Origin of the sequence: Mucilaginibacter daejeonensis (assembly GCF_020783335.1) — a bacterium.
Classification (GTDB): Bacteria; Bacteroidota; Bacteroidia; order Sphingobacteriales; family Sphingobacteriaceae; genus Mucilaginibacter; species Mucilaginibacter daejeonensis.
On sequence record NZ_CP086068.1, the window covers coordinates 1,623,588 to 1,645,785 of the forward strand.

24 protein-coding genes are annotated in these 22,198 nt (G+C 50.2%); 12 read left to right on the plus strand and 12 right to left on the minus strand.

Going from position 1 to position 22,198, the window contains the following annotated elements; genetic code table 11:
• The first annotated feature begins 65 nt into the window (after positions 1-65).
• The gene (locus tag LLH06_RS07050; RefSeq protein ID WP_228172562.1) at positions 66-287 is read left to right on the plus strand and encodes a hypothetical protein; all 222 of its coding nucleotides are present in this window, start codon (positions 66-68) and stop codon (positions 285-287) included.
• Between the two features lie 56 nt (positions 288-343).
• On the plus strand, positions 344-856 hold the full coding sequence (locus tag LLH06_RS07055; RefSeq protein ID WP_228172563.1) for a GNAT family N-acetyltransferase: 513 nt from the start codon (positions 344-346) through the stop codon (positions 854-856).
• An 82-nt stretch (positions 857-938) separates the two neighbouring features.
• Here LLH06_RS07055 and LLH06_RS07060 read toward each other — a convergent pair whose 3' ends face one another.
• The 6 genes from LLH06_RS07060 to LLH06_RS07085 all read right to left on the minus strand — a co-directional run bounded on the left by LLH06_RS07060 (position 939) and on the right by LLH06_RS07085 (position 5,299).
• Positions 939-1,238 (minus strand): hypothetical protein, encoded by a 300-nt coding sequence (locus LLH06_RS07060; protein ID WP_228172564.1) that lies wholly within the window; start codon positions 1,236-1,238, stop codon positions 939-941.
• A gap of 10 nt (positions 1,239-1,248) precedes the next feature.
• Complete coding sequence (locus tag LLH06_RS07065; RefSeq protein WP_228172565.1) at positions 1,249-1,968, minus strand: pirin family protein; 720 nt, start codon at positions 1,966-1,968, stop codon at positions 1,249-1,251.
• 409 nt (positions 1,969-2,377) lie between these two features.
• Positions 2,378-2,587, minus strand: a complete 210-nt coding sequence (locus LLH06_RS07070) for a hypothetical protein (protein ID WP_228172566.1) — start codon at positions 2,585-2,587, stop codon at positions 2,378-2,380.
• 150 nt (positions 2,588-2,737) lie between these two features.
• Positions 2,738-3,397 carry a YdeI/OmpD-associated family protein gene (locus LLH06_RS07075; protein WP_228172567.1) on the minus strand — a complete coding sequence of 220 codons (660 nt, stop codon included), beginning with the start codon at positions 3,395-3,397 and terminating at the stop codon, positions 2,738-2,740.
• An 11-nt stretch (positions 3,398-3,408) separates the two neighbouring features.
• Positions 3,409-3,945 (minus strand): RNA methyltransferase, encoded by a 537-nt coding sequence (locus LLH06_RS07080; RefSeq protein ID WP_228172568.1) that lies wholly within the window; start codon positions 3,943-3,945, stop codon positions 3,409-3,411.
• Positions 3,946-4,105: 160 nt separating this feature from the next.
• A complete protein-coding gene (locus tag LLH06_RS07085) occupies positions 4,106-5,299 on the minus strand; it encodes a galactokinase (RefSeq protein WP_228172569.1) in 1,194 nt (397 codons plus the stop codon).
• Between the two features lie 145 nt (positions 5,300-5,444).
• Here LLH06_RS07085 and LLH06_RS07090 point away from each other — a divergent pair, with 145 nt between their 5' ends.
• From LLH06_RS07090 to LLH06_RS20690, 3 genes are read left to right on the plus strand one after another with little or no spacing between them, the layout of a single operon-like run.
• A complete protein-coding gene (locus LLH06_RS07090) occupies positions 5,445-5,738 on the plus strand; it encodes a YciI family protein (RefSeq protein ID WP_228172570.1) in 294 nt (97 codons plus the stop codon).
• Between the two features lie 39 nt (positions 5,739-5,777).
• Positions 5,778-6,377, plus strand: coding sequence for a C40 family peptidase (locus LLH06_RS07095; protein WP_228172571.1), 600 nt, complete (start codon positions 5,778-5,780; stop codon positions 6,375-6,377).
• Between the two features lie 55 nt (positions 6,378-6,432).
• Positions 6,433-6,555 carry a hypothetical protein gene (locus LLH06_RS20690; protein WP_262909383.1) on the plus strand — a complete coding sequence of 41 codons (123 nt, stop codon included), beginning with the start codon at positions 6,433-6,435 and terminating at the stop codon, positions 6,553-6,555.
• Here the strand turns inward: LLH06_RS20690 and LLH06_RS07100 are convergent.
• Both LLH06_RS07100 and LLH06_RS07105 read right to left on the minus strand, forming a co-directional pair.
• On the minus strand, positions 6,548-8,458 hold the full coding sequence (locus LLH06_RS07100; protein WP_228172572.1) for a DUF3857 domain-containing protein: 1,911 nt from the start codon (positions 8,456-8,458) through the stop codon (positions 6,548-6,550). The genes LLH06_RS20690 and LLH06_RS07100 overlap by 8 nt on opposite strands.
• A complete protein-coding gene (locus LLH06_RS07105) occupies positions 8,455-10,431 on the minus strand; it encodes a DUF3857 domain-containing protein (protein WP_228172573.1) in 1,977 nt (658 codons plus the stop codon). The genes LLH06_RS07100 and LLH06_RS07105 overlap by 4 nt, the downstream gene beginning before the upstream one ends.
• Positions 10,432-10,515: 84 nt before the next feature.
• On the opposite strand from LLH06_RS07105, the gene LLH06_RS07110 reads away from it, so the two are divergent.
• Together LLH06_RS07110 and LLH06_RS07115 are read left to right on the plus strand one after the other, a co-directional pair.
• Complete coding sequence (locus LLH06_RS07110) at positions 10,516-11,538, plus strand: 3'-5' exonuclease (protein WP_228172574.1); 1,023 nt, start codon at positions 10,516-10,518, stop codon at positions 11,536-11,538.
• Between the two features lie 39 nt (positions 11,539-11,577).
• Positions 11,578-12,354, plus strand: coding sequence for a DUF72 domain-containing protein (locus LLH06_RS07115; protein WP_228172575.1), 777 nt, complete (start codon positions 11,578-11,580; stop codon positions 12,352-12,354).
• A gap of 28 nt (positions 12,355-12,382) precedes the next feature.
• Here the strand turns inward: LLH06_RS07115 and queG are convergent, their stop codons facing one another.
• Complete coding sequence (gene queG / locus LLH06_RS07120) at positions 12,383-13,312, minus strand: tRNA epoxyqueuosine(34) reductase QueG (RefSeq protein ID WP_228172576.1); 930 nt, start codon at positions 13,310-13,312, stop codon at positions 12,383-12,385.
• Positions 13,313-13,618: 306 nt separating this feature from the next.
• Here queG and LLH06_RS07125 point away from each other — a divergent pair, with 306 nt between their 5' ends.
• Both LLH06_RS07125 and LLH06_RS07130 read left to right on the plus strand, forming a co-directional pair.
• The gene (locus LLH06_RS07125; RefSeq protein ID WP_228172577.1) at positions 13,619-13,987 is read left to right on the plus strand and encodes a SpoIIAA family protein; all 369 of its coding nucleotides are present in this window, start codon (positions 13,619-13,621) and stop codon (positions 13,985-13,987) included.
• A 28-nt stretch (positions 13,988-14,015) separates the two neighbouring features.
• Positions 14,016-14,255 carry a hypothetical protein gene (locus LLH06_RS07130; protein ID WP_228172578.1) on the plus strand — a complete coding sequence of 80 codons (240 nt, stop codon included), beginning with the start codon at positions 14,016-14,018 and terminating at the stop codon, positions 14,253-14,255.
• A 596-nt stretch (positions 14,256-14,851) separates the two neighbouring features.
• Here LLH06_RS07130 and LLH06_RS07135 read toward each other — a convergent pair.
• Positions 14,852-15,709 (minus strand): polysaccharide deacetylase family protein, encoded by an 858-nt coding sequence (locus LLH06_RS07135; RefSeq protein WP_228172579.1) that lies wholly within the window; start codon positions 15,707-15,709, stop codon positions 14,852-14,854.
• A gap of 142 nt (positions 15,710-15,851) precedes the next feature.
• Complete coding sequence (locus LLH06_RS07140) at positions 15,852-18,140, minus strand: GH92 family glycosyl hydrolase (protein WP_228172580.1); 2,289 nt, start codon at positions 18,138-18,140, stop codon at positions 15,852-15,854.
• Between the two features lie 124 nt (positions 18,141-18,264).
• Here LLH06_RS07140 and LLH06_RS07145 point away from each other — a divergent pair, with 124 nt between their 5' ends.
• The gene (locus LLH06_RS07145) at positions 18,265-19,020 is read left to right on the plus strand and encodes a GDSL-type esterase/lipase family protein (protein ID WP_228172581.1); all 756 of its coding nucleotides are present in this window, start codon (positions 18,265-18,267) and stop codon (positions 19,018-19,020) included.
• A gap of 132 nt (positions 19,021-19,152) precedes the next feature.
• On the opposite strand, the gene ruvB is transcribed toward LLH06_RS07145, so the two are convergent.
• Positions 19,153-20,175 carry a Holliday junction branch migration DNA helicase RuvB gene (gene ruvB, locus LLH06_RS07150; protein WP_228172582.1) on the minus strand — a complete coding sequence of 341 codons (1,023 nt, stop codon included), beginning with the start codon at positions 20,173-20,175 and terminating at the stop codon, positions 19,153-19,155.
• A gap of 393 nt (positions 20,176-20,568) precedes the next feature.
• On the opposite strand from ruvB, the gene LLH06_RS07155 reads away from it, so the two are divergent.
• Complete coding sequence (locus LLH06_RS07155; protein ID WP_228172583.1) at positions 20,569-21,087, plus strand: ExbD/TolR family protein; 519 nt, start codon at positions 20,569-20,571, stop codon at positions 21,085-21,087.
• A gap of 348 nt (positions 21,088-21,435) precedes the next feature.
• Positions 21,436-22,176 (plus strand): isoprenyl transferase, encoded by a 741-nt coding sequence (locus tag LLH06_RS07160; protein ID WP_228172584.1) that lies wholly within the window; start codon positions 21,436-21,438, stop codon positions 22,174-22,176.
• Positions 22,177-22,198 lie beyond the last annotated feature (22 nt).

The following is a 22,198-nucleotide window of genomic DNA, read 5'->3' on the forward strand; positions in this document are numbered from 1 at the left end:
CATCAAAATTTGCATCTGTGTTAAATATCATTTAATTTAGGTTTACCTAATTAATTGATACAGAGATGGAACACAACAAAGATGCGTCATCGGTACTTGGATTTTACGCTGCCGACGGAACTTTTACACCGGTGACCAACCTAACCGCCCGTACCCTCGAATATGCCAACCGCTCCAAAAGTGAGTTGGAGGCGTTATTGGAAGAGAATATCGATGCTGAGCGTTATGAGCAATGCGCGGTGATCCGTGATGAGCTGATCCGCCGAAGTGCCATAGTAAGAAAATAGTTACGATCGGTTTTGAAGCATGAACTATATTAGGTTTGTAGCCTCTTAAAAAGTTTATGCCTTACAAGGTCACTAAAGCGGTACGTGCCGATGTGCCGCAGATAGTTGCACTGGTGAATAGTGCATACCGTGGCGAAAGAGCCAAACAAGGATGGACCAGCGAAAGCCATTTGCTGGAGGGTATCCGTGTGGACGAGCCGGAGATGGATGGTTACTTTGACCGCCCCGAGGTCACCCTGCTAAAATACGCCGACGAGAATGACCACATCGATGCCTTCGTATACCTCGAGCAAGTGGCTCACGAGCGCTTGTACCTGGGCATGCTTACCGTTAACCCAACCAGCCAGGCCGCAGGTATAGGCCGCCAACTACTTGCCGCCGCCGATGAGGTAGCGCGTGATAAGGGCTGCAAGGCAGTCAAAATATCAGTGATCACTACCCGTACCGAACTTATTGCCTGGTACGAGCGCCGGGGATTTAAGGCCACCGGAGAGACCTACCCGCTTATAACCGAAAAAAGCGTGGCCCGGCAACCGGTCACGCTTATGGTCATGGAAAGAGCTTTGTAAGATATTAACGGCCGGAGCAAAGAACCAGGAGCCAGGATAAACCAATTTAGCGGTCTTGGCTCCTGTCTCTTAACTCTTACTTCTATTTCAAAGCTTCATATATCTCGGCGGTCAGTAGTCCGCTGCCGCCGCCGTAGTGCTGTATGATAGGCACGTTGGGGCGGTGAGCGCTGAAATATTCGCGAAGATCAGCCTCTGAGGTATGGTCGATGCCTGCGCACAGCATGATGAGCCCGATCACCTGGTGGTCAAAGTGCTGAATGGCCTCAGCATTGCTGAGGGCCGTTAGCGCTTCCCACTCAGGGTTGTTGTTGATCAGCCGCTCTACGGTGGCCATGATCTCGGCATTGCGGCCAATGGCCAGTATCTTCGTTCTCTCCATTCAATTATCGTTAAAAGATCATCGGTACCTCCATCAGCAATACTTCGGCATCGCTGTCGGCGTTGATGGTCAGTTCATCTACACCCCATATGCCAAAGCCATCGCGGGTGTTCAGTTGCTGGCCATTTATGGTAACGTCGCCTTTTAATACAAAGGTGTATACCCCTTGGTTCTTGCCGCCTTTTATTTTGTAGGAAGTATTGAAGCCTTTGTCAAGGTTACCCATGCTGAAGAACGCGTTCTGGTAGATCCAGATACCCTCATCATCCTTGTTTGGTGATAGTACTTGTTGCAGCTTGTTATGCCTGTCGTCAAGGTTCAAGGTAAGCTGGTCATAACGGGGTTCAACGTTCTTTTGGTTAGGGTATATCCAGATCTGTAAGAACTTCACCTGCTCGTTGTGGTGAGCGTTCTTTTCACTGTGGAATATGCCTGTACCGGCGCTCATGGCCTGTATATCACCTTTGCGGATCACCGCGGTATTGCCCATACTGTCCTGATGCTCCAGGTCGCCCTCTAACGGTATGGAAATGATCTCCATATTGTCATGCGGGTGACGGCCAAAGCCCATGCCTCCACTCACGGTATCATCATTCAGTACGCGCAGGGCACCAAAGTTCATGGCTTTTGGGTTATAGTAACCGCCAAAGCTAAAGGTGTGATAACTTTTCAACCAACCATGATCAGCATGACCGCGATCGGCTGCTTTGTGTAAGATAGTGTTCGACATGATATTTATTTTTCTGATGTTGATACAAAGATACCGTGGCCTCGTCCGGTGGCGCTTAATGTAGGTTAAGAAAGCATCGCACCCTCCGAAAAAAAAGTGTTGCGACACCTGCTTACTCTTCATTACGGATCTCATAATTGATCGGCGGTATCGGCCCTCATGAGGTGCGATCGCGACCGATCAGGGTGCTTCCATCAGTGTTACATTTGGGCAAAAGCGTGTTACACTTGGTGTTACATTCTTGAAAAATGTCGTTTTTTTCTTGAAAAAGTTGGGTTTTTACAAATTTCGCAACACCAAAAAGTGGGGAAAGTTGGGGAATTCTGTTACATCGGTGAAACACTTTTAATCAGATCGTAACAGCTCGTTTTGCCATATCTCCCTACTGTCAAAAGCGTATTTTAAATACTTACAATATGGTGCTGCCGAGGGATGAGATCTTGCTTTTCACTTCGTCGTAGGTCTGTTTCACGGTCACGTACGAGCCACTGTCGCCGATCACGTAGATGTGTACCATTGGGTCGGGGTCGGTGTACACCACTATCGAGGTGATATTATTTACGTTGATAAGGGCCGGACGGCCATTTTTGTCGGTCAGTTCAATAAATTTTGCATCCATGCTGGTATAACGATGGAAGAGGGATTTGGTTCGGTAGGTGCAAGGTGATAACCTTTTTATATCGGCTACTGATCGCCTAATGTGGCTCATTGCCGTTTAGAATGCATCATCTTGCCTTTTTCCCCTTCACCTTTACCCTTTCACCCCAAATTACTTGTCCGACGGATTCTTTTTACCGTTGAGGAGCTTATCCACCATTTTGGTCAGGCGTTCGGCGCGGGTCTTATCCTGTTTGGCGGTCAGTATCCACAGTACATACTCTTTTTTGTTGGAGTAGGAGAGCCGCTCGTAGTTATCCATAGCCAATGGATGTTGTGCCAGGGCAGCAGCGGCATCAGGTGGGAGGGCGACCTTTTTGTTCGTTACGTCCACATATTCGGCGTAAGGGCTATCGGTCAAAGCTTCATTGCGGGTGTCGGATGCTTTGCTCAATTCCTGTGGGCGAAAGCGCATGGCGGTCCAGGTGGCATCGATAGAGGCTGCGCTCACACCGGCGAGTCCGTAGCGGGCGGGCTCATCCCAACTGCTCATCATGGTCAGGTCGGTAGGGATGCCCGAGCTCTTTTTGGGGTAGATGACCCATAGCACCGTCTCTGGCTTAAGCAGCGACTGAATAAGCTGCAGGCCCAAGGCCAGGTCAGCACTGTTGGTCACGAACAACTGTATACCATCAAAACTACCTGTGGCCTCGTGCCTGATGCTGATCCCATCCGGTAGTGGTTCCAGCAAGGGCAAGTAATTGGCCGGCGCGTTAAAGAGCAGCCAGCTTTGGCCGGTCTTCATCAGTAGTTTTTTGGCAACTGCGCTCATGATCAAAGTATTTAAGCGGTCGGGCGTATTTTGGCGAACAGGTCCCACAGTACGATCCCGGCCGATACGGTGATGTTGAAAGAATGCTTGGTTCCGAACTGTGGTATCTCGATACAGGTATCGATACGCTGCATGGCCTCATCGCTCACGCCGTTCACCTCGTTGCCAAATATCAAGGCATATTTTTGGCCGGGTTCGGGTGTAAAGGTGTTCAGCATCACGCTGTTCTCGGCCTGCTCAATAGCTATGATCTGGTAGCCCATGGTGCGCAGTTCGTCAACGGCATCAACCACTTGCTCATGGTATGTCCAGCTTACCGACTGGGTGGCACCCAGGGCGGTCTTTTCGATATCGCGGTGAGGAGGCTGGCTGGTGATGCCGCACAAACAAATGTGCTCAATGGCAAAACCATCACCGGTACGGAACACCGAGCCTACGTTGTGCATGCTGCGCACACTATCCAGCACCACCACGATGGGTAACTTTTCCTGTTCCTTAAATTCTTCTACCGTTGCCCGGTTCAGCTCGTCTAATTTGAGTTTACGCATTCGTTCTATTTCAGTGCGCCGTGCATGGGTGCATGCAACGGCAGGGCAAAGTTAGCGGTTAAGTTGACTTTTTATCAAACACAATGGCCGATGTACCCGGGCAATTACTTTAACGCGCTGCCAGGGCTCATCGGCCATTAATAGTTGTAGTATTATGAAATTATTCGCCGGTCAGTTCGTGCACACCATCGCTAATGTTGGTGGCGTAAACGTCGGGTGCGTAGCCGATCTTGTCGGTATAGTACGCGATCAGTTCTTTACGGTAATCCTCAAAAGCATCGGCCTTAACGATCGCAATGGCGCAGCCACCAAAGCCGGCACCGGTCATGCGGGCACCGGTAACGTTCGCGTTGGTCAGGCTGTACTCCACTACGGCGTCCAGTTCGGCACCGCTAACTTCGTAATCATGTTGTAATGAATGGTGCGAGGCATACATTAACCTGCCAAACTCTGTCAGATCATGGTCGGCCAGTGCTTTGGCGGCCAGTTTAACGCGGTCATTCTCGCTTACTACGTGGCGGGCGCGTTTGAGTACCACCGGATCGGTGATCAGGTGCTGGTACTGCTCAAAAGTAGCGGTATCGATATCGCAAAGGTGCTCGATATTAAGCTCCTGTTTTAATGCGGCTAAGGCTTGCTGGCATTCTTCCACGCGCTCGTTGTACTTGCTCTCGGCCAGTTTACGGGGTTTGTTACTGTTGATGATCGCCAGTACATTATCGCCCAGGTGAGCATCAACGGCTTGGTAGTCCAGCGTGCCGCAATTCAGCATCAGGGCCTTGCTGTCCTCGCCAAAGGCAACGGCGAACTGATCCATGATACCGCTGCTCAAACCGATAAAGTTGTTCTCGACCGATTTGGCCATTTTTACCAGTTCCAGTTTGCTGTAGCCGGTGTTAAAATATTTGTTGAAGGCAAATGCCGTAGCGATCTCGATAGAGGCCGATGATGACAGACCCGAACCGATCGGTACGTTACCATAGTAAAGCACATCAAGCCCTTTCACGTTCTTGCCATCTGCCACAAAATGATGCAACACACCCAGCGGATAATTATACCATTCGCGGCCGGTCTTCTCGTACGCGTCCTGTACGCCAATGTCGTAAGTGTCCTCAAAGTTCACGCTCCTGAAACGGAAAACGTTATCCTCGTTAGGGGCAAGCAGCATCCAGGTGCCAAAGTTGATGGCGCAAGGCATTACCAGTCCTCCGTTATAATCAATGTGTTCGCCTATCAGGTTAACACGGCCAGGGCAAAAATATACCTCCAATGCCTGCTGATCAAAAGCGGTGGCAAAGTGTTGTTTTAATTGGTCGGTCGTCATGGAAGGCAAAAATATAAAAGCTTTGCACATAACGCTTATTTATACGTGTATTTTATACACTTAATTTTAGATGACCGTTAAAATAATATTTACCGCGTAGATGACCGCAAGTGTATTATTTATAGGTTTGTTGCATCTACCTTTTTATTGAAAAACTTAAAGACCAGTTACTGCCATGAAACAATACGTGCTTACAGCTTATGACCATACCGATGCCGAAGCCTTGCAGCGCAGGATGAACGTGCGCCCGCATCACCTCGACGGCGTACGCGAGCTAAAGGCCAATGGCAATTATATTGCCGGCGGCGCTATATTGGACCATGAAGGCAAGATGGTAGGTTCGGTAATGATGGTGCAATTTGAGACCGACGAGCAAATGGAGGCCTGGAAGAACAACGACCCCTATGTGACGGGCGGCGTATGGGAAACCATCGATGTGAAGCCTTTTAAACAGGCGGTGGTAGAATAGTGCTTGCTGTAGGATTGGACCGCCGATCATCTACCACCCTTGACCGTTACCGCTAAACCTGCTACATTTATAGCCATGATGAGTATGCGTTACTTTCGTGGGTTGTTGATGTTGCTGTTGGCGGTAGTGGTGTTCTCTTCATGCCGTTCCAAAAAAGCCGTGCTAAAAGGTTCGCCTGGCGATGTGGTGAAGCCGCAGGGCTTTATCGCCGATAAGTATGCCGGGATGATGGGTGTGGATACACGCGACATCACTAACGGCCGTTTATACAATTTTATTGAGCAATGGTACGGCACGCCTTACAAATTTGCCGGGTTGGATCATGATGGTATCGATTGTTCGGGATTGGCCTTTTTGCTGGAGCAGCAGGTGTTCGGCATTAATATACCGCGCAATACCGGCAGGCAGATCAACGTGATCAAGCGCAAGTACGAGGACGAATTGCAGGAAGGCGACCTGGTGTTCTTCGATTTTGACGGTAAAAAGTTCAGCCATGTGGGCGTTTACCTGCAAAACGGTTATGTGGTGCATGCCAGTACCCGTAAGGGCGTGATGATCGCCCGCCTGCGCGACCCATCGTTATACAAATACTTTTCACGGGCCGGCTCCATCAACACCGAGATCGCGCAGAATAACTAAGCATCGGCCAACTCCGCTATAAGGATCAGCGGCTTATCGCTATCTTTGCCGCATCATGACCAAGCCCAAGAACGACTATTCCTTTTGGACCAAATACAAACAGTTCGCCCGTAACGAGATACTCCTTTACGTGATCATGGTGGTAGGCGTGATTCTCGGCATCATTATCTTTAGTTAGCCTTTACCGTGCGGACCTTGAACCGGTCGGCATCGGCCGCGGCCTGGTACAGGTCTACCAGATCCTGGTACTGCTCTTTAGGATAGGTACCATCAATGATCTGCAATTTGCGCTTGTATACCACCTGCCCCTGGTCGTTCATATAGGCCGAAGCCTGGTAACTGCCAAATGGCTTATCGATCCTGATGTGGTAAGGCGCGTTCTCCATTTTATAACCGGCCGGCAACTGGTAAGTGATCTCGTCAATGTCGGTATAGCCCCTGTCAATATAAACGTTGAGGGTACGGTTGCGTACCTCGCGCGGTATGTAAGTGTTACGCCCGGCCAGGTTAGCCATAAACTCGATCTTATTGTTCTCGGCTAAAGCATAATCGCGCGCGGTAAGGTCCATTTGCTCCTGGTTAACAGGGTGCGGGCTTTTGGTGGCCTTGTAGGTCAGCTTACCGATCTCGAGGTTGTTGATCCGGTAGCGCTCCTTGCTTTTGCGGATCTCTTCCTGCATGTCGCCGGGGTTAGTGGTGCGGTTATCATACTGCCAGCCTTCAAAGGTGGTGGTCATGTTTCCGGCCAATTCACCTTCGGCATTGATGGCGACGATGGCCTTACGGTTCTGTACACTTTCCTTTGCCGTATACTTGGGCGTATGCAGTAGTTTGCCGCCGGTAGGCGTGCAGGCCACCACCAGGCGGTCGTCGGTGAAATCGCCCAAAAAGCCGAAAGGGATATCCTTGTTGGTGCATTCGAGCCAGGTGGTGTCATTTTTGAATGGCAGGCACAAAATAATGTGGTTACCTTGCGTCATGCTGGCCATATCGGGCATCAGGCTTTTCTTGAGCTTGTCGCCAGCCTCTACCACGCAATAGTATGAGTCGATGTTGACCGCCTTCAATAGTGCCTGAGTGTAATTCACCAGCCCCTTGCAATCGCCATAACCAAATTCATCCACCTCGGCCGCTTTGAACGGCTGGAAACCGCCTATGCCTATCTGTATGCTTACATATCGCGTTTTGCGTTGCATATACTCATAAATGGCCTTGGCCTTAAGCTTTTGATCGGTAATAGTATCAGTAAGGGAGTGCATGGCCGCTACCGTTTGTGGCGACAGGGCAGTGCGATCGCTCAGCAGTTTGTCATATACCCATTTACCCATCTCGTTCCAGTTGGTGAAGCTGCCGGTGTAACCCTCGTAACCAAAACGCTCGGGCACGATCTTCACTGCGGTGCGGTAGGTCTCCGGGTCGGGCGAGAACGGTTCGGCGCGTAGCGCTTTCTGGTTTCTGATCTCCCAGGTGTAGGTCTTCATGCCTGCGGCGTTGGTGCCGGTCACCACTTTGCCGGGGTAATTCAATTCTTTATAACGGATGTTCAGGTCAGGCTTGCAGGCGAACTGGTATATACTGTGTTCTACCGCCGTGCCGTTCAAATCGGGCTCCCAATCCTCAATATTGAGCGATTGCTTGCTCAACACCTCGTACTCGTACTCCACGGTGTAAGGATAATTGGTCACTGCCGGTTGGAAATATTTGTACCGCAGGTCGAGGAACATGGAGAAACCATCGGCCGTGCTGTGGTCGTTAAAATTCTTCTCGCTGAATTTGCTCAGCGGTTTGCCCATGGCATCATACACGGTACCGCGGATATATCTGATCTTGCGGCTCTTATTATGGTACACCACGATGCTGGCATCACCATCGCCATTTTTATTTAAAACGGTGACCACCATTTTACGGCGGTAAACGGTGTTGTCAAGGTCCTTTACCTCGGCGCTCACCACTTCGTCACGGGTAACGGCGCTGGCGTAGGGCAGTAGGTCTTTAGGAATAGAGGCCGCGTCGTACTGGTTCTGCGCATAGCTGCCTGGGGCCAACAGGCTAAAGGTCAATAAGAGCCAACAAAGTTTCATGATCTCTTTTTAAATACGATACCGGCCTTTTGTGCCTGTATGATCTTGTTGTATAATTCTTTCAGGTAAGGGTACTCTTCGGTTGAGTAGATCGGCTTTTTAAGCTCGATGATGTGCGAAAAGGTGAAGCCGTTGGGCGTGGCCTCATACTCGGTAAGGAAGCGCCCGCCATTGGCCGGAAGACCAAGCAACAGGTTCTTGGGCGCATCTTCGATGGTGTAATTAGGAGGCAGGGTCATATTGAGGGTGATGCGTACATCGCTCGCGGCCCCCAGGTCCACCGGGTAAGTGCGGTCGGCCAGTTTGAACGGGTTATCAGTGATCTGGTTGAACAGGTACGGATCGAACGAAAGGCGGTCGGCCTTCAGGTTATCATAAACATTGATCTCGACCTCGTACACCTCGGCCAGTACTCGGTCCAGGCTATCCAGGTTGGTGATCTTGGCGTTCAGGATCTTGATCTTGGGCATTTTGTTGTCCAGGTCTTCCACATACTCATCAATGCTGTTGAACTTTTTGATAGCGCGGCGTTTATCCAAGGCCTCATAACCCGAGCTGAAGTTGGAGATGGTGCCGGTCAGCTTACCGTTGTCATTTAGCTTGAGGTCCATCATGTACATGCGGTTGCGTTTTTGCGAGGCCACCATATCCACCCAATAAGACGGTTTGTTAAGGCTCACCACGCGGCCCTGATCGTTCATACACTTTACAGGTAACAGGCCGAAGGGCAGCAGTGGGTCGGTTGCATCGAGCATATAACTGGTGCCGCCTACGTTGGCCTTGGCGATCACGTAATTAAAATCGCTCACCACCGGGTAAAGCTTATTGATGAAACCATGATCGCGGGTTGACAGCAACACCGCCTCGGTAGGGATGCCCGCCGCATTAAGTGCGGCGATCAGCGACAGGTTAACATCGGCCACGCTGCCGGTATGCCCTTCCAAGGTTCGGCGGATACCATTATCGGTATAAATTCCGGTGAAGTTATTGAACTTAAGCTCTTTTTGTATGTAATTGTAGATAGATCTGGCTTTATCAAGGTCGGTGGTCTTGCCGGCGGTCATGGCAGCCACACGGTCCTTGAATAGGCTGGTCTTGCGCATCTGTCCGCCAAAGTCCTCGTGCTGTTTGAGCGCACGGTCAATATCATCCCATGTCTGGGTCTTGATGTGTTTGATGCCGCTGAAAGGGTCGGTAAAATCGTTCAGCTCAAAGTCAATGGCCGATATAAAATTCTTGGGGGCGGTCATGTATTGCTCTTCCACGAAGGCCGGTATATCGGCCATTACGAATACCAGTTTGGAGCAGTCGCACTTAGCGCCGCGGGCCTCAAAGCAATCGCGGTCAATGTCGGCCTTGTTCTCGGTCAGTTTGTATGGTCCGCGCAGGGTAGCCTTGTAGTTGAAGAAAGCCGGGATGCGTACCTCATATTCTGACCGCATCTTAGGCATGCTGCTTTGAAAGGTCCAGTCCTTCATGCCCAGCGTGTTGGGCGATTCGAGCGTATACTTGTACTCGATGATGCAGCCTGGCCTCAGTCCGGGCATGGCAAATTTCACCTCGTCCCAGTATTTATTATGGTTCTCGGTGATCACCTGGCGCGGGTCAAAGGTTATGCGCTGCACGTTGCCGTTCTCGTCGGTGTAGGTGGTGATGCCTTCTACGTCGCGTATACGTTCCACGCGGTTGTTGTCAAAACGATATACAGGTATGTGCACGTTGCCCTCGTTGAGGGCCTTGCTATCTATCAGTTTGATCTTGACGTGGTATTCATGAATTAGGGGCAATCCATCAACGCTCGATATCCAGCTTTTGCCGTACTCTTGTAATACAACGGCGTGGGCGGTGGCATCTTTAGCATAGCTTTTCATGGCCAGCTCATCAACAGTGAAGTTACCAAACGGGAAATCAGCGGCTTTAGCGGTGTTAATAACGCATAACAGCGATAGGAGGGCGATCAGTGCTCGGGGCATTTAACAATAGTTTAGGGTCGTTATTGAGCATAAATATAAAAACTTAATACGATATTGTTAAAGCTTTTACGACCTTTGCTTTTAATGACATTGAACCTCAAACGCCCGCTCGCCTTTTTTGATATTGAAGCCACGGGCGCCAATATCGGCACAGACAGGATCATCGAGATCGCGATCATTAAGATGTTACCTGACGGAACCGAGCAAAGTAAGACCTGGGTAGTGAACCCCGGAATGCCTATCCCACTCGAGACCTCGCTTATACATGGCTTTTATGATGAGCATGTAAAAGACGCGCAGTTATTTGCGGCCGTAGGTACCGAGATAGCCGAATTTATCGGTGATGCCGACCTGGCCGGTTACAACTCCAACAAGTTCGACATACCGATGCTGATGGAAGAGTTCCTGAAAGCAGGTGTATCATTTGACCTAAGCGCACGCCACTTTGTTGACGTACAAAACATATTTCACCAGATGGAACAGCGTACGCTGAAAGCAGCTTACCAGTTCTATTGCCAAAAGGACATCGTTAACGCACACTCGGCCGAGGCTGATGCCCGCGCCACCATGGAAGTATTGCTTGCCCAGGTAGAGCGTTACAAGGACTCCGAATTTGTGGACAAGAAGGGTAATAAGACCATCCCTGTACAGAACGAGGTGGCCGCCTTGCACGAGTTCACCAACATGCAACGTGCTGTGGATTTTGTAGGCCGTATGGTGTATAATGAGGCTGGTGAGGAAGTATTTAATTTTGGCAAACACAAAGGCAAACGCGTTACCGACGTATTTGATGTGGAGCCCAGCTACTATGCCTGGATGATGCAGGGCGATTTTCCGCTTTATACCAAGCAAAAGCTTAAAGAGATATACGACCGCTGGATACAGGCCCGTCCGCCGCGCCCGGCTCAGCCCAAACCTGCCCCGGCCGATGGTGGCAATCAGCAGGGTGAAAAAAAACCTTTTCAAAAACCCTTCAATAAACAGCAGCCTTACAACAAGCCGCCACAACAACAGCAACAGCGCCCATATAAAAAGCCTGATGAACCTGCAAAGCCGGTAAATGAGGACATGCTGCAGGCTTTAGCCAACAAGTTCAAAAAGAGCTGATAGAGGTAGAAAGCTGAACTTTGCTACCGCTGATGCGTTATGTTATACATGAGGGCTAAGCGGCAAGGCAAATATTTTTCGGGAACGAGTAACGTGGTAGTGCCGGTGCGTAACAAGCTGGCCTACCCACCGGAATTTCAGGAGGGCACCAAGCTTACCTATTATGCCTCGCTGTTCAACAGCGTAGAGGTGAACAGCACCTTCTACAAGCTGCCCATGCCACGCACCATCGAAAAGTGGTGTGCCGAGGTGGAGCCGGAGTTCCGGTTTACCTTTAAGTTATGGCAGGAGATCACCCATACCAAAGGCCAACCGTTCGACCCCGAAAAGCTTGCCCGCTTTATGCACGTGATCGGCCATGCCGGTGATCATAAGGGTTGTTTGCTGATCCAGTTCCCGCCGAGCGTTACCTTTGCGCCCATGATGCTGAATGCCTTGCTGAGCGAGGTGGTGATGCACGACACATACCGCAGTTGGGCGATCGCCGTAGAGTTCAGGAACCGGTCATGGTACCAAGACACTACCTACGAGATGCTGGCCGCTCACCATGCCATCATGGTACGACACGATCTGCCCGCATCTTCCACACCACCTTTTGATAATGAAGATGAAGTGGTGTACTTGCGTTTCCATGGACCTGAAGGTGGTTACCGGGGTAGCTATGAGGATGATCACTTGTATGAATATGCCGGATACATCAATGAGTGGATGCAGGAGGGAAGGGATGTATACGTTTACTTTAACAACACCATGGGCGCTGCCGTACATAATCTGATCACGCTTGATCGGTATGTGAAACAGCTTAGCGGGAAGTGATGATATCAACCCGATCGCTCAGCGTGCCTTAGGTCAGGAACTCGATATTCCTTTTCAGCCCCGCAAATTTGGTACGCTTAACGGCCGACCGGCGAAAAACTTCCTGAAAGGTCTCTTGAGTAATGTCCTGCCAGTCGCGCTCGCTCATGCCCAGCAGATCAGGGTGGGGGTCGAAGGCCGGTTCCTGATGTGCGATCGAGAAGCGGTTCCATGGGCAAACGTTCTGACATACGTCACACCCGAACATCCAGTTATCGGTCTTCCCTTTGAATTCTTCCGGGATATTATTCTTCAACTCAATGGTGAGATAAGAGATGCAGCGGCTTCCATCAACGATATAAGGCGCCACAATGGCATCAGTAGGGCAGGCATCTATGCAGCGGGTGCAGGTGCCACAATGGTCTTTAGTGGGTTCTATATCATAGGCCAGTTCCGCATCCACGATCAGCTCGGCCAAAAAGAAGAACGACCCGCTTTGTTTATTGATCAGGTTGGCATTCTTGCCCACCCATCCCAACCCGGCACGTTTGGCCCAGGCCTTATCCAGCACCGGGGCCGAATCCACAAAGGCGCGGCCGCCTACATCGCCAATGTTCTCCTGAATAAAGTATAGTAACTCTTTAAGCTTGCCCTTGATCACGTCATGGTAATCGAGCCCGTAGGCATATTTGGATATTTTGGGGGCCAGAGGGTCTACTTGTTGCTGATCGGTATAATAGTTCAGGGCCAATGAAATGACCGAACGGGCACCATCTACCAGCAAACGCGGGTCAAGGCGTTTATCAAAATGGTTCTCCATATACTGCATCTCGCCATGGTTACCCTGCTTGAGCCAGCTCTCCAGCCGTGGGGCCTCTTCCTCCAAAAAATCGGCCTTGGCAATGCCACAGAACATGAACCCGAGGCGCTTGGCCTCCGCCTTGATCAGCTGACTGTATCTGAGCAGGTTCTGTTCCATTTCAGTTACAAATATAAGGGATTTGTTGCGGGGTTTGGGTCGTGTGTTGTGGGTTGTTGGAGGTTAGGAGTGAGGGAGGAGGAATGAGGTGTGAGGCCAGAGCTCGGTCAGGGAAAAGGTACTTTGGATAATATAGGTGATCAACTTGCTGGTCACCCTTTAAGGTAGTGTTCCTTGCCACTCATAACTCACACATCATTCCTCCTCCCTCATAACACGGCCCTCGGTCCTAACACTTCCTCCCGCGACCGATCCATCCAAACTTAATCCTCTCCGTAGCGTTGTATCATTAACAATAACATAGATATGCTTCAATTTATTAACGATATACCTGACCATGTGGTAGGCATTCACGCCATAGGCGAGGTGACCAAGGCCGATATAGACGAAGTGCTGATCCCACGTTTGGATGACCTGGTGAAACGGCAAGGCGAGATCAATTACCTGCTGGTGCTGGAGACCGAGGTACAGAATTTTACTGCCGGTGCATGGCTTGACGATGTGAAGGCCGGCCTGAAGCATTTTACCAAATGGAAGCGTGTGGCTGTGGTGACCGATCAAAAAAGCGTGGAGTGGTTCACCTCGCACGTATTCAAATTTTTGATACCTGGTACGGCAAAAGGCTTTTCGTTAGATAAGCTTGATGAGGCCGTGAAATGGATAGCCGAAGAATAGTTCATTTACCTTAATAAACATAATACCTATGAATACTGATCCAAAAGAAGACCAATTAGGCGAGAACGTTGGTGGCGATACCGGCCTTGAAAAAGGTAAGATGCCAACTGAGCATAAGAATGAGGACGACGAGCGCGTACATACAGTGGTACCTGATAACGACAGCGGGATCCCCGGCCCACCCAACGAGGAGGACAAAGCCGACACTGCAGGCGACAACGACGAGGCATCCAACAAAGATGGCGGCCCTAAAGAAGAAGCGCTCTAAAACAGAAGCGGCCCTTTCGTAACGAAAGGGCCGCTTTTATTTTGTATTTTAAAATACCCACCGTCATGCCGATGGATATCGGCATCTCTCAGGACAGGTGAATCTGCGGACCACTTTGCATGTGGGATGCTGAAACAAGTTCAGCATGACCGTTCTGTTGTTTGAACCACACTTTCCCACCCCGTCATGCCGATGAATATCGGCATCTCACGGATAGGTCAACGCTTTGGCAGGCGTCGTTCGACCTGTCGTTGTCCTTAGAATTCCTACCGTCACGGATAGGTGAACGCTTGTACAAGCACGGTGGGTTACCTGTCCGCGGGATGCTGAAACAAGTTCAGCATGACCGTTCTGTCGTTTGAACCACACCTTCCCAAAATGTCATGCCGATGCATATCGGCATCTCTCAGAACTGGTGGACAGACGTGCGAATAAATATCATCGTTAAACATGTCCTTCTAATCCTGATCCCACTCCGTCATGTCGATGGGTATCGGCATCTCAAGGATGGATTGACATTTGACTTAGCATTGGTGTCACCTGTCCGTGAGATGCTGAAACAAGTTCAGCATGACAGTTCAGTTCGATCAGTAAACTTAGAAACTGTTCTTGATACTGTTATGCAATGTTTTAGCGCTCCAGTAACCACTGTCCAGTATACGGCGGATGGTCATGAGCGGATCGTTGGCGTCACGCTTCTCGGCCAGTTGGAAGGCTGCTTTAAAGCCGCGTTTGTGTAGTTCGGGCAGATTCTGCTCGTTCCACAAGCCAAACGGGTAGGCAAAGTATTCGATCTTTTTGCCGGTGATCTCTTCAAGTTTCTTGGTTGGTTTATCTAATTGTATCTCCCAGTCCTTACCGGTCAGCTTTTTAAAATTGTGGTGATCCCAGGTATGGCTGCCGATCACGTTGCCCTCGTCGCTCAGTTGTTTGATCTGTTCCTTACTCATGTAATGCGGCCTACCGATGGATACCGTCATGATAAAATACACAGCCTTAAAACCGTACTTCTTTAACTCCGGGTTGGCTACCGTGAACTGGTCAAGGTCGGTATCATCAAAAGTAAGCATGATGGGCTTGCTGGGTAAGGCCGCGCCAGTGGTCAGGTAGGCATACAATTGATCTGGCAGTATGGTATGATAACCGCTATCGGCCAGCATTTTGATCTTCTCTTTAAAACTCGCTACCGGTACGATATAGTCCTTTGCTGTTTTTGAATCTTTAGGGCGCCAGTCGCGGATCTGGTGGTAGCACAGTACAGGCACCTGCTTGCGGGCCATGATCTCGGCATTGCTGGCTTTTTTGCCAGGTGCTGCGGCTACTTCACTGGTGGTACTGGTGGTGGTTTGGGTGGTAACGGTAGTATCGGCCACCTTGTTTTCGGCTTTGCCGGAGTTGCAGGCTACAAGGCAAAAAGCGCATGCCGCAGCCACTGACGAATAAATGTTGAACATAGAATGAGCTGGATGTAAGAACAACGAAAATAGAATAATTGGTTGTAAACCGGCAAGCAAAAATTTTTATTTGATGGCCAGAAAATAAGAAGGCCGGTGATAAGCTATATCACCGGCCTTCTTATGAATAATGTTATCTGGTCTATTGAGCTGTCGACATAGAAAATGGCTCGTCGGCAGGTTTAATGCCACGTAGCTTGTTGGGTGTGGCCTGCATCTTCACATCGATCACGGCACCTTTCAGCAAGTTTTGGTGGCTCAGCCAGTTCTTGCCATAAGCAGTTCCGTTATAATTCAGGCTGTTCACATAACGGTTCGCATCGCTGTTTTGCGGAGCATTGATCACGATGGTCTTTCCATTCTCGAGGCTCAGGGTCATTTTTTTGAACAGAGGGGCACCTAACACATATTGATCCGACGCGGGGCATACCGGGTAAAAGCCCATAGCGCTGAACACGTACCAGGCCGATGTTTGTCCGTTATCCTCATCGCCGCAATAACCATCGGGCGTGCCCTTGTACAGACGGTCCATTACCTCGCGGGCCCAGTATTGGGTCTTCCAGGGTTGGCCGGCGTAGTTATATAAGTAGATCATATGCTGGATGGGCTGATTGCCGTGCGCATACTGGCCCATGTTCATGATCTGCATTTCGCGGATCTCGTGGATCACGCCACCATAATAGCTATCGTCAAAAATAGGGGGAAGGCTAAATACCGAGTCCAGCTTGTTAGCGAACTTTTCGCGTCCGCCCATCAGAGTGGCCAGTCCGTTAATGTCCTGGAACACCGACCATGAGTAATGCCAGCTATTGCCCTCGGTAAAGGCATCGCCCCACTTTAAAGGGCTGAACGGCGACTGAAAACTGCCATCCTTGTTTTTGCCACGCATCAGACCCGTTTGCGGATCGAACAGGTTACGGTAGTTCTGGCTGCGCTTACGGTACAACTCCACCTCGGCCTTAGGCTTGTTCAGGGCCTTGGCCAATTGATAGATGGCAAAATCATCATAAGCATATTCTAATGTTCGGGCGGCACTTTCATTGATCTTGACATTGTAAGGCACATAGCCCAGATCGTTATAATACTTTACGCCGTAACGGCCGGTGGCTGTAACTGGTCCTTCATTGTTAGCGCCATGGATCAGCGCCTCGTATAGTTTCTCGATGTCGTACCCGCGCAGGCCTTTCAAATAGGCCTCCGCCACTACTGATGCCGAGTTGTTGCCCACCATAATGTCCGCATAACCGGGGCTGCTCCACTCAGGCAGCCATCCGCCTTCTACGTAATCGCTGATCAGGCCCTGCTGCATCTCCTTGTTAATAGATGGATACATCAGGTTCAGGAACGGGTACAGCGCACGGAAGGTGTCCCAAAAACCGGTGCCGGCAAATTTATAGCCGGGCATGGTCTTGCCGGTGTACGGGCTATAGTGTACCACCTTGTTCTGCGCATCTAACTCATACAGCTTATTCGGGAACATCACGGTACGGTACAGGCAGGAATAAAAAGTACGGGTCTGCTCGGCGCTGCCGCCTTCTACCTTTAAGCGACCTAACACCTTGTTCCAGGCAGTATGTGCTTTTTGTACGGTGGTGGCAAAGCTATCGGTACCTACCTCGCGCTGCAGGTTCAGTTCGGCCTGCTCAAAACTAATGAGCGATGAGGCCACTCGCAAGTGTACCTTTTCGCCTTTATTGGTCTTGAAACCGATGATGGCGCCTGCATGGTCAGTGGTGAGCTCGAGCGAATCCTTACCGGCCAGTGTTTTGCCATGCCAAGCCTTGGCCAGCGCAAAAGGCTTATCGGTATAGATCACAAAATAATTTTTGAAGTTGACCGGCTTGCTGCGGGCGGCACGGGTGGTGTACCCAATGATCTTATTCTGTTTAGGAAATACCTTGATATACGAACCTCGGTCGAGCGCATCGATCACGATGTATGAGCTATCCGTTTTAGGAAAGGTGAATTGGAACTGGGCCGCACGCTCGGTGGTGGTCAGTTCGGTGGTCACATCATGATCGGCGAGGTAAACGCTATAATAGTATGGTTTTGCTATCTCGGCCTTGTGGCTGAACCAACTGGCCCGTTCATCCTGCGTAAAACGCATGCGGCCGGTCAACGGCATAATGGCAAATTGGCCATAATCGTTCATCCATGGCGAAGGCTGGTGCGTTTGTTTAAAGCCGCGGATCTTGTCGGCCGCGTACTGGTACATCCAGCCGTTACCCATGGTGCCCGTTTGCGCCGACCAGTAGTTCATGCCCCATGGCAAGCCTATAGCCGGGTAGGTGTTGCCATTGGAGAGGTCGGGTTTGGAGTCGGTTCCCATGAGCGGGTTAACCCAGGCGGCCGGGTCGGTCACACGGTCCACCTGTTGTGCAAATGCGGTGGTGCTGAGCAGAAGTGATAAGAAGTAGCACAGTTTTTTCATGAAGTTGAGCGATGTTGTAGGACAAATATAACGTAGTTCACTAACTTGTCCCGTCACAATATCGTTAGCTATATCGCATGTTGCAAGTGATGATATCACCAGTGACCGACACCTATTATATACCATGAAAAGACCTTATTTGATCGCCTTAATGGCTGCAGTTGTATTTTGCTCGTTCATAGCCAAAGAAAAACCAAAGCTTGACCTGATTTTCATTGGCGACAGTATCACCCAGGGTAACCGTGTACCAGGCGATACCCCGCCCGATCATACTGCCAAGTACCTGCGCGCCACTGACAAATTCAGCCGCGTGCGTGTGGCTAACTGTGGCGTAAGCGGACGCACCACATACAACTTTTTGCCCGGCACAGATCTGTACAAAAAAGTAAAGGCCGCTGCCGATACGATGTATACCGATGCGCAAAGCACGCTGGTGTTCTCGGTCATGATCGGTACTAACGACAGCGCCATCAAAGGTCCTAAAGGAGCGCCGGTAGCCCCCCAACAGTACCGCACCAATGTGAAGACCATTGCCGATAGCCTGCTGGAGCGTTATCCGCGTGCGCGTATCGTGCTCAATTACCCGATCTGGTACAGCGACAACACGCACAATACCTCTTTATACATGAAGGAGGGGCAAGACCGCGTGAACCTATATAAGCTGCAGATCGATACCTTGGTGAGCATCTACAAAAAGGCCAACCCCCACCATGTATATAAAGGCGATACGCAGGCTTACGATTACTTTAAGCAGAACTACCTGACCGACCTAAAACCGGAAACAGGCGGCGATGGCACCTTTTACCTGCACCCCAACCACAAAGGCGATCTGGTATTGGCTGAGTACTGGGGCAAGGCGATCTTAAAGGCGATCAAATAGCGGGCTCTATCGATACATAACAGATATGTCATGTTGAACGTAGTGAAACATCCTCTATATCCAGCAAGCGGCAACGGCGTATAAGATCCTTCACTACGTTCAGGATGACAATTGTTAAAAGTTATCAGATATCTAAAAAAGCGTCGGCCCAACACCCGGCTTGGTAAAACCTAAATGCTTATAAGCGTTCTCGGTAGCTTCACGGCCTCGCGAGGTACGCATCAGGTAGCCTTCCTGGATCAGGAAAGGTTCGTATACCTCTTCGATGGTACCTTCGTCCTCGCCAACCGCGGTGGCAATGGTCTTTAGGCCTACCGGTCCGCCTTTGAATTTTTCAATGATGGTGAGCAGGATCTTATTGTCCATCTCATCTAAGCCGTGCTCGTCAACGTTCAGGGCGTTCAAGGCGTATTGGGCTATCGGGGTATCGATCTCGCCATTGCCTTTGATCTGGGCAAAATCGCGGGTACGGCGTAACAGGGCATTGGCTATACGTGGGGTACCACGGCTACGGCGGGCGATCTCATAGGCGCCCTCGTCGGTGATAGGAGTACGCAGGATGGATGATGAACGCAATATGATAGTGGTCAACAGCTTAGCATCATAATACTCCAATCTCGAGTTGATCCCGAAACGTGCCCTCAACGGAGCCGTCAGCAATCCCGACCGGGTAGTAGCACCCACCAGCGTGAACGGGTTAAGCGACAATTGTACCGACCGCGCATTAGGGCCACTCTCCAGCATGATATCGATCTTAAAATCTTCCATGGCCGAGTAAAGGTATTCCTCTACCAGGGGGCTCAGTCGGTGTATCTCATCAATGAACAAGATATCGCCCGGCTCAAGGTTGGTGAGCAGACCGGCCAGATCCCCGGGTTTATCCAGCACCGGCCCCGAGGTGATCTTGATGCCCACACCCATCTCATTGGCAATGATGTGTGATAGGGTGGTCTTGCCTAGTCCCGGAGGGCCGTGCAGCAATACGTGGTCAAGCGCCTCGCCCCGTAAACGGGCCGCCTGTACGAACACGCGCAGGTTGGCCAAGATCTTATGCTGACCGGTGAAGTCCTCAAAAGCCTGCGGACGCAAAACCTTTTCTATATCGCGCTCGGTGGTGTTCAGGCGCTCGGCATTAGGGTCTAAATGCTCATTCATTTGCCAACAAATTTAGCATATTTTATCGGCGTGGCAAGAGCAGTGCAAGGGCAACTCATGTACTTATAGATAGCGTTACAATAGAGTCATTAAAGTGACGAGCTTAGGTAAATGTTGATCTTTCTTGTTTTTTCTGGAAGATCGCGATCATTTACAGGTTTCGTTGAGCTTGAACAGCGCAAAAACGGGCTGAGAGTGTTACACTGATGAAACACTTTGAACGCCTTTTTTCCAAAAGCTCTAGTAAGGGTGAACGGTCGTCTGCATCACCCTGGTATGCAGTTAAATAGCCCATTAAAATATTTAATGTGTTGGTGCTTTTCCTGCAACAATACAACGGGCATGTCCGTTATACTCATACAACCAATTTATTCACCTTTAAACTTTATTATTATGGCTGAGCTCAATGCAACTCCTGCTGGCAATGCTGGCAAAAAACCTGTACGCAAAACTCAGAGCCTACGGGTAGATCTGACCGCCATGGTAGATCTGGCTTTCTTACTGGTCACCTTCTTTATGCTGACCACCACCCTGAACAAGCCCAAGGCCATGGACCTGGCCATGCCCGACCAGTCTGATGATGGCAGGATCGCCGTGGCCGATAGCCGTTCGGTGACGCTTTGCCTGGGTAACAACGCCAAATTGTTGATGTATCAGGGTCTGGAACGTACGCCACAGGTGCTTACCTATAATAAGGAGAGCTTGCGTAAGGCACTGGTAGAGGCCAAGCAAAACATATATGCCAACACTGGCAAAGATGCGGTGATACTGGTAAAGCCAAGCGACCGCTCTAAATATGGCGATCTGGTGAACGTGCTCGATGAGCTGAACATCACCCAGAACACCCGCTACGCCGTGACCGATATCACCGACCAGGATATTGACCTGCTTAAAAAGCGATCGATCTACTGATCGCTACAACGTGTAGTGATGAACAAAAGCAGCCCGGTAATGCCGGGCTGCTTTTGTTTTATAATGGGCCAATGAAGGCTGCATGATCATGCAACATCAACAGCGTCAATACAAACGCTATTTCTTTTTGTTTCCACATACTAAAAAGATTCAAGGATAGTTTTACCTTTGTACCCTGAAAAAATTGACTTTAGGCAAGTTATTGGCTGGCCTAAGGCCCTTTTGGTATGCCCTTTTTTGGGCATGACACAGGCCGCCGAAACAGCGATGTGCCGCGGCCAACATCAGGCAAGGTGTACGCATTAAGCGTCGCACCATTTATTACCAAGGGCTGTAAGTAACTAAGTTATGGGGTATAAAGATAAGATCGATCTTACACGGCTGCCTGAGCATGTGGCCATTATCATGGATGGTAACGGCCGTTGGGCAAAGGGCAAAGGCAAGCTGCGCGTATTTGGGCATCATAACGGTGTGCTATCGGTACGTGACGTGGTAGAGGGCGCCGGCGAGATCGGCGTGAAGTATCTTACCTTATATACCTTCTCCTCTGAAAATTGGAACCGCCCCAGCTTTGAGGTGACCGCCATTATGGAGCTGCTGATCAGCACCATTAATAAGGAGATCAAAAAACTGATGGAGAACAACGTGAGATTGAACGCCATTGGTGACCTGGATATGCTGCCGGGTAAATGTAATAAGGAGTTGAAAGGCGCTATCGAGCGTACATCAGGAAATACAGGCTTGGTGCTTACGCTGGCCCTGAGCTACAGCTCGCGCCGCGAGATGGTACAGGCCACCCGCAACATCGCACTTAAAGTGAAAGCCGGCGAACTTGATCCGGCCGACATTACCGAAGAGCTTTTTGCCCAGAACTTATATACGCATAACATGCCCGATCCTGAGCTGCTGATCCGCACCAGTGGCGAGCACCGCATCAGCAATTACCTGCTTTGGCAGATCGCTTATGCCGAGCTGTATTTCACCAACAAACTGTGGCCCGACTTTAGGCGCGACGACCTTTTTGAGGCCATTTACGACTATCAGCACCGCGAACGCCGCTTCGGTATGACCAGTGAACAGGTGAACTAATTTTTCTTTTAACAAATTTTAA

Coding starts and splice junctions, on each gene's coding strand:
- LLH06_RS07100 (WP_228172572.1), bottom strand. CDS start 8,458: ATGAAACTTTGTTGGCTCTTATTGACCTTTAGCCTGTTGGCCCCAGGC.
- LLH06_RS07055 (WP_228172563.1), top strand. CDS start 344: ATGCCTTACAAGGTCACTAAAGCGGTACGTGCCGATGTGCCGCAGATA.
- LLH06_RS20690 (WP_262909383.1), top strand. CDS start 6,433: ATGACCAAGCCCAAGAACGACTATTCCTTTTGGACCAAATACAAACAG.
- LLH06_RS07110 (WP_228172574.1), top strand. CDS start 10,516: ATGACATTGAACCTCAAACGCCCGCTCGCCTTTTTTGATATTGAAGCC.
- LLH06_RS07155 (WP_228172583.1), top strand. CDS start 20,569: ATGGCTGAGCTCAATGCAACTCCTGCTGGCAATGCTGGCAAAAAACCT.
- LLH06_RS07080 (WP_228172568.1), bottom strand. CDS start 3,945: ATGCGTAAACTCAAATTAGACGAGCTGAACCGGGCAACGGTAGAAGAA.
- LLH06_RS07160 (WP_228172584.1), top strand. CDS start 21,436: ATGGGGTATAAAGATAAGATCGATCTTACACGGCTGCCTGAGCATGTG.
- LLH06_RS07145 (WP_228172581.1), top strand. CDS start 18,265: ATGAAAAGACCTTATTTGATCGCCTTAATGGCTGCAGTTGTATTTTGC.
- LLH06_RS07075 (WP_228172567.1), bottom strand. CDS start 3,397: ATGAGCGCAGTTGCCAAAAAACTACTGATGAAGACCGGCCAAAGCTGG.
- LLH06_RS07130 (WP_228172578.1), top strand. CDS start 14,016: ATGAATACTGATCCAAAAGAAGACCAATTAGGCGAGAACGTTGGTGGC.
- LLH06_RS07050 (WP_228172562.1), top strand. CDS start 66: ATGGAACACAACAAAGATGCGTCATCGGTACTTGGATTTTACGCTGCC.
- LLH06_RS07135 (WP_228172579.1), bottom strand. CDS start 15,709: ATGTTCAACATTTATTCGTCAGTGGCTGCGGCATGCGCTTTTTGCCTT.
- LLH06_RS07085 (WP_228172569.1), bottom strand. CDS start 5,299: ATGTGCAAAGCTTTTATATTTTTGCCTTCCATGACGACCGACCAATTA.
- LLH06_RS07060 (WP_228172564.1), bottom strand. CDS start 1,238: ATGGAGAGAACGAAGATACTGGCCATTGGCCGCAATGCCGAGATCATG.
- LLH06_RS07125 (WP_228172577.1), top strand. CDS start 13,619: ATGCTTCAATTTATTAACGATATACCTGACCATGTGGTAGGCATTCAC.
- LLH06_RS07065 (WP_228172565.1), bottom strand. CDS start 1,968: ATGTCGAACACTATCTTACACAAAGCAGCCGATCGCGGTCATGCTGAT.
- LLH06_RS07105 (WP_228172573.1), bottom strand. CDS start 10,431: ATGCCCCGAGCACTGATCGCCCTCCTATCGCTGTTATGCGTTATTAAC.
- LLH06_RS07115 (WP_228172575.1), top strand. CDS start 11,578: ATGTTATACATGAGGGCTAAGCGGCAAGGCAAATATTTTTCGGGAACG.
- LLH06_RS07090 (WP_228172570.1), top strand. CDS start 5,445: ATGAAACAATACGTGCTTACAGCTTATGACCATACCGATGCCGAAGCC.
- ruvB (WP_228172582.1), bottom strand. CDS start 20,175: ATGAATGAGCATTTAGACCCTAATGCCGAGCGCCTGAACACCACCGAG.
- LLH06_RS07070 (WP_228172566.1), bottom strand. CDS start 2,587: ATGGATGCAAAATTTATTGAACTGACCGACAAAAATGGCCGTCCGGCC.
- LLH06_RS07140 (WP_228172580.1), bottom strand. CDS start 18,140: ATGAAAAAACTGTGCTACTTCTTATCACTTCTGCTCAGCACCACCGCA.
- queG (WP_228172576.1), bottom strand. CDS start 13,312: ATGGAACAGAACCTGCTCAGATACAGTCAGCTGATCAAGGCGGAGGCC.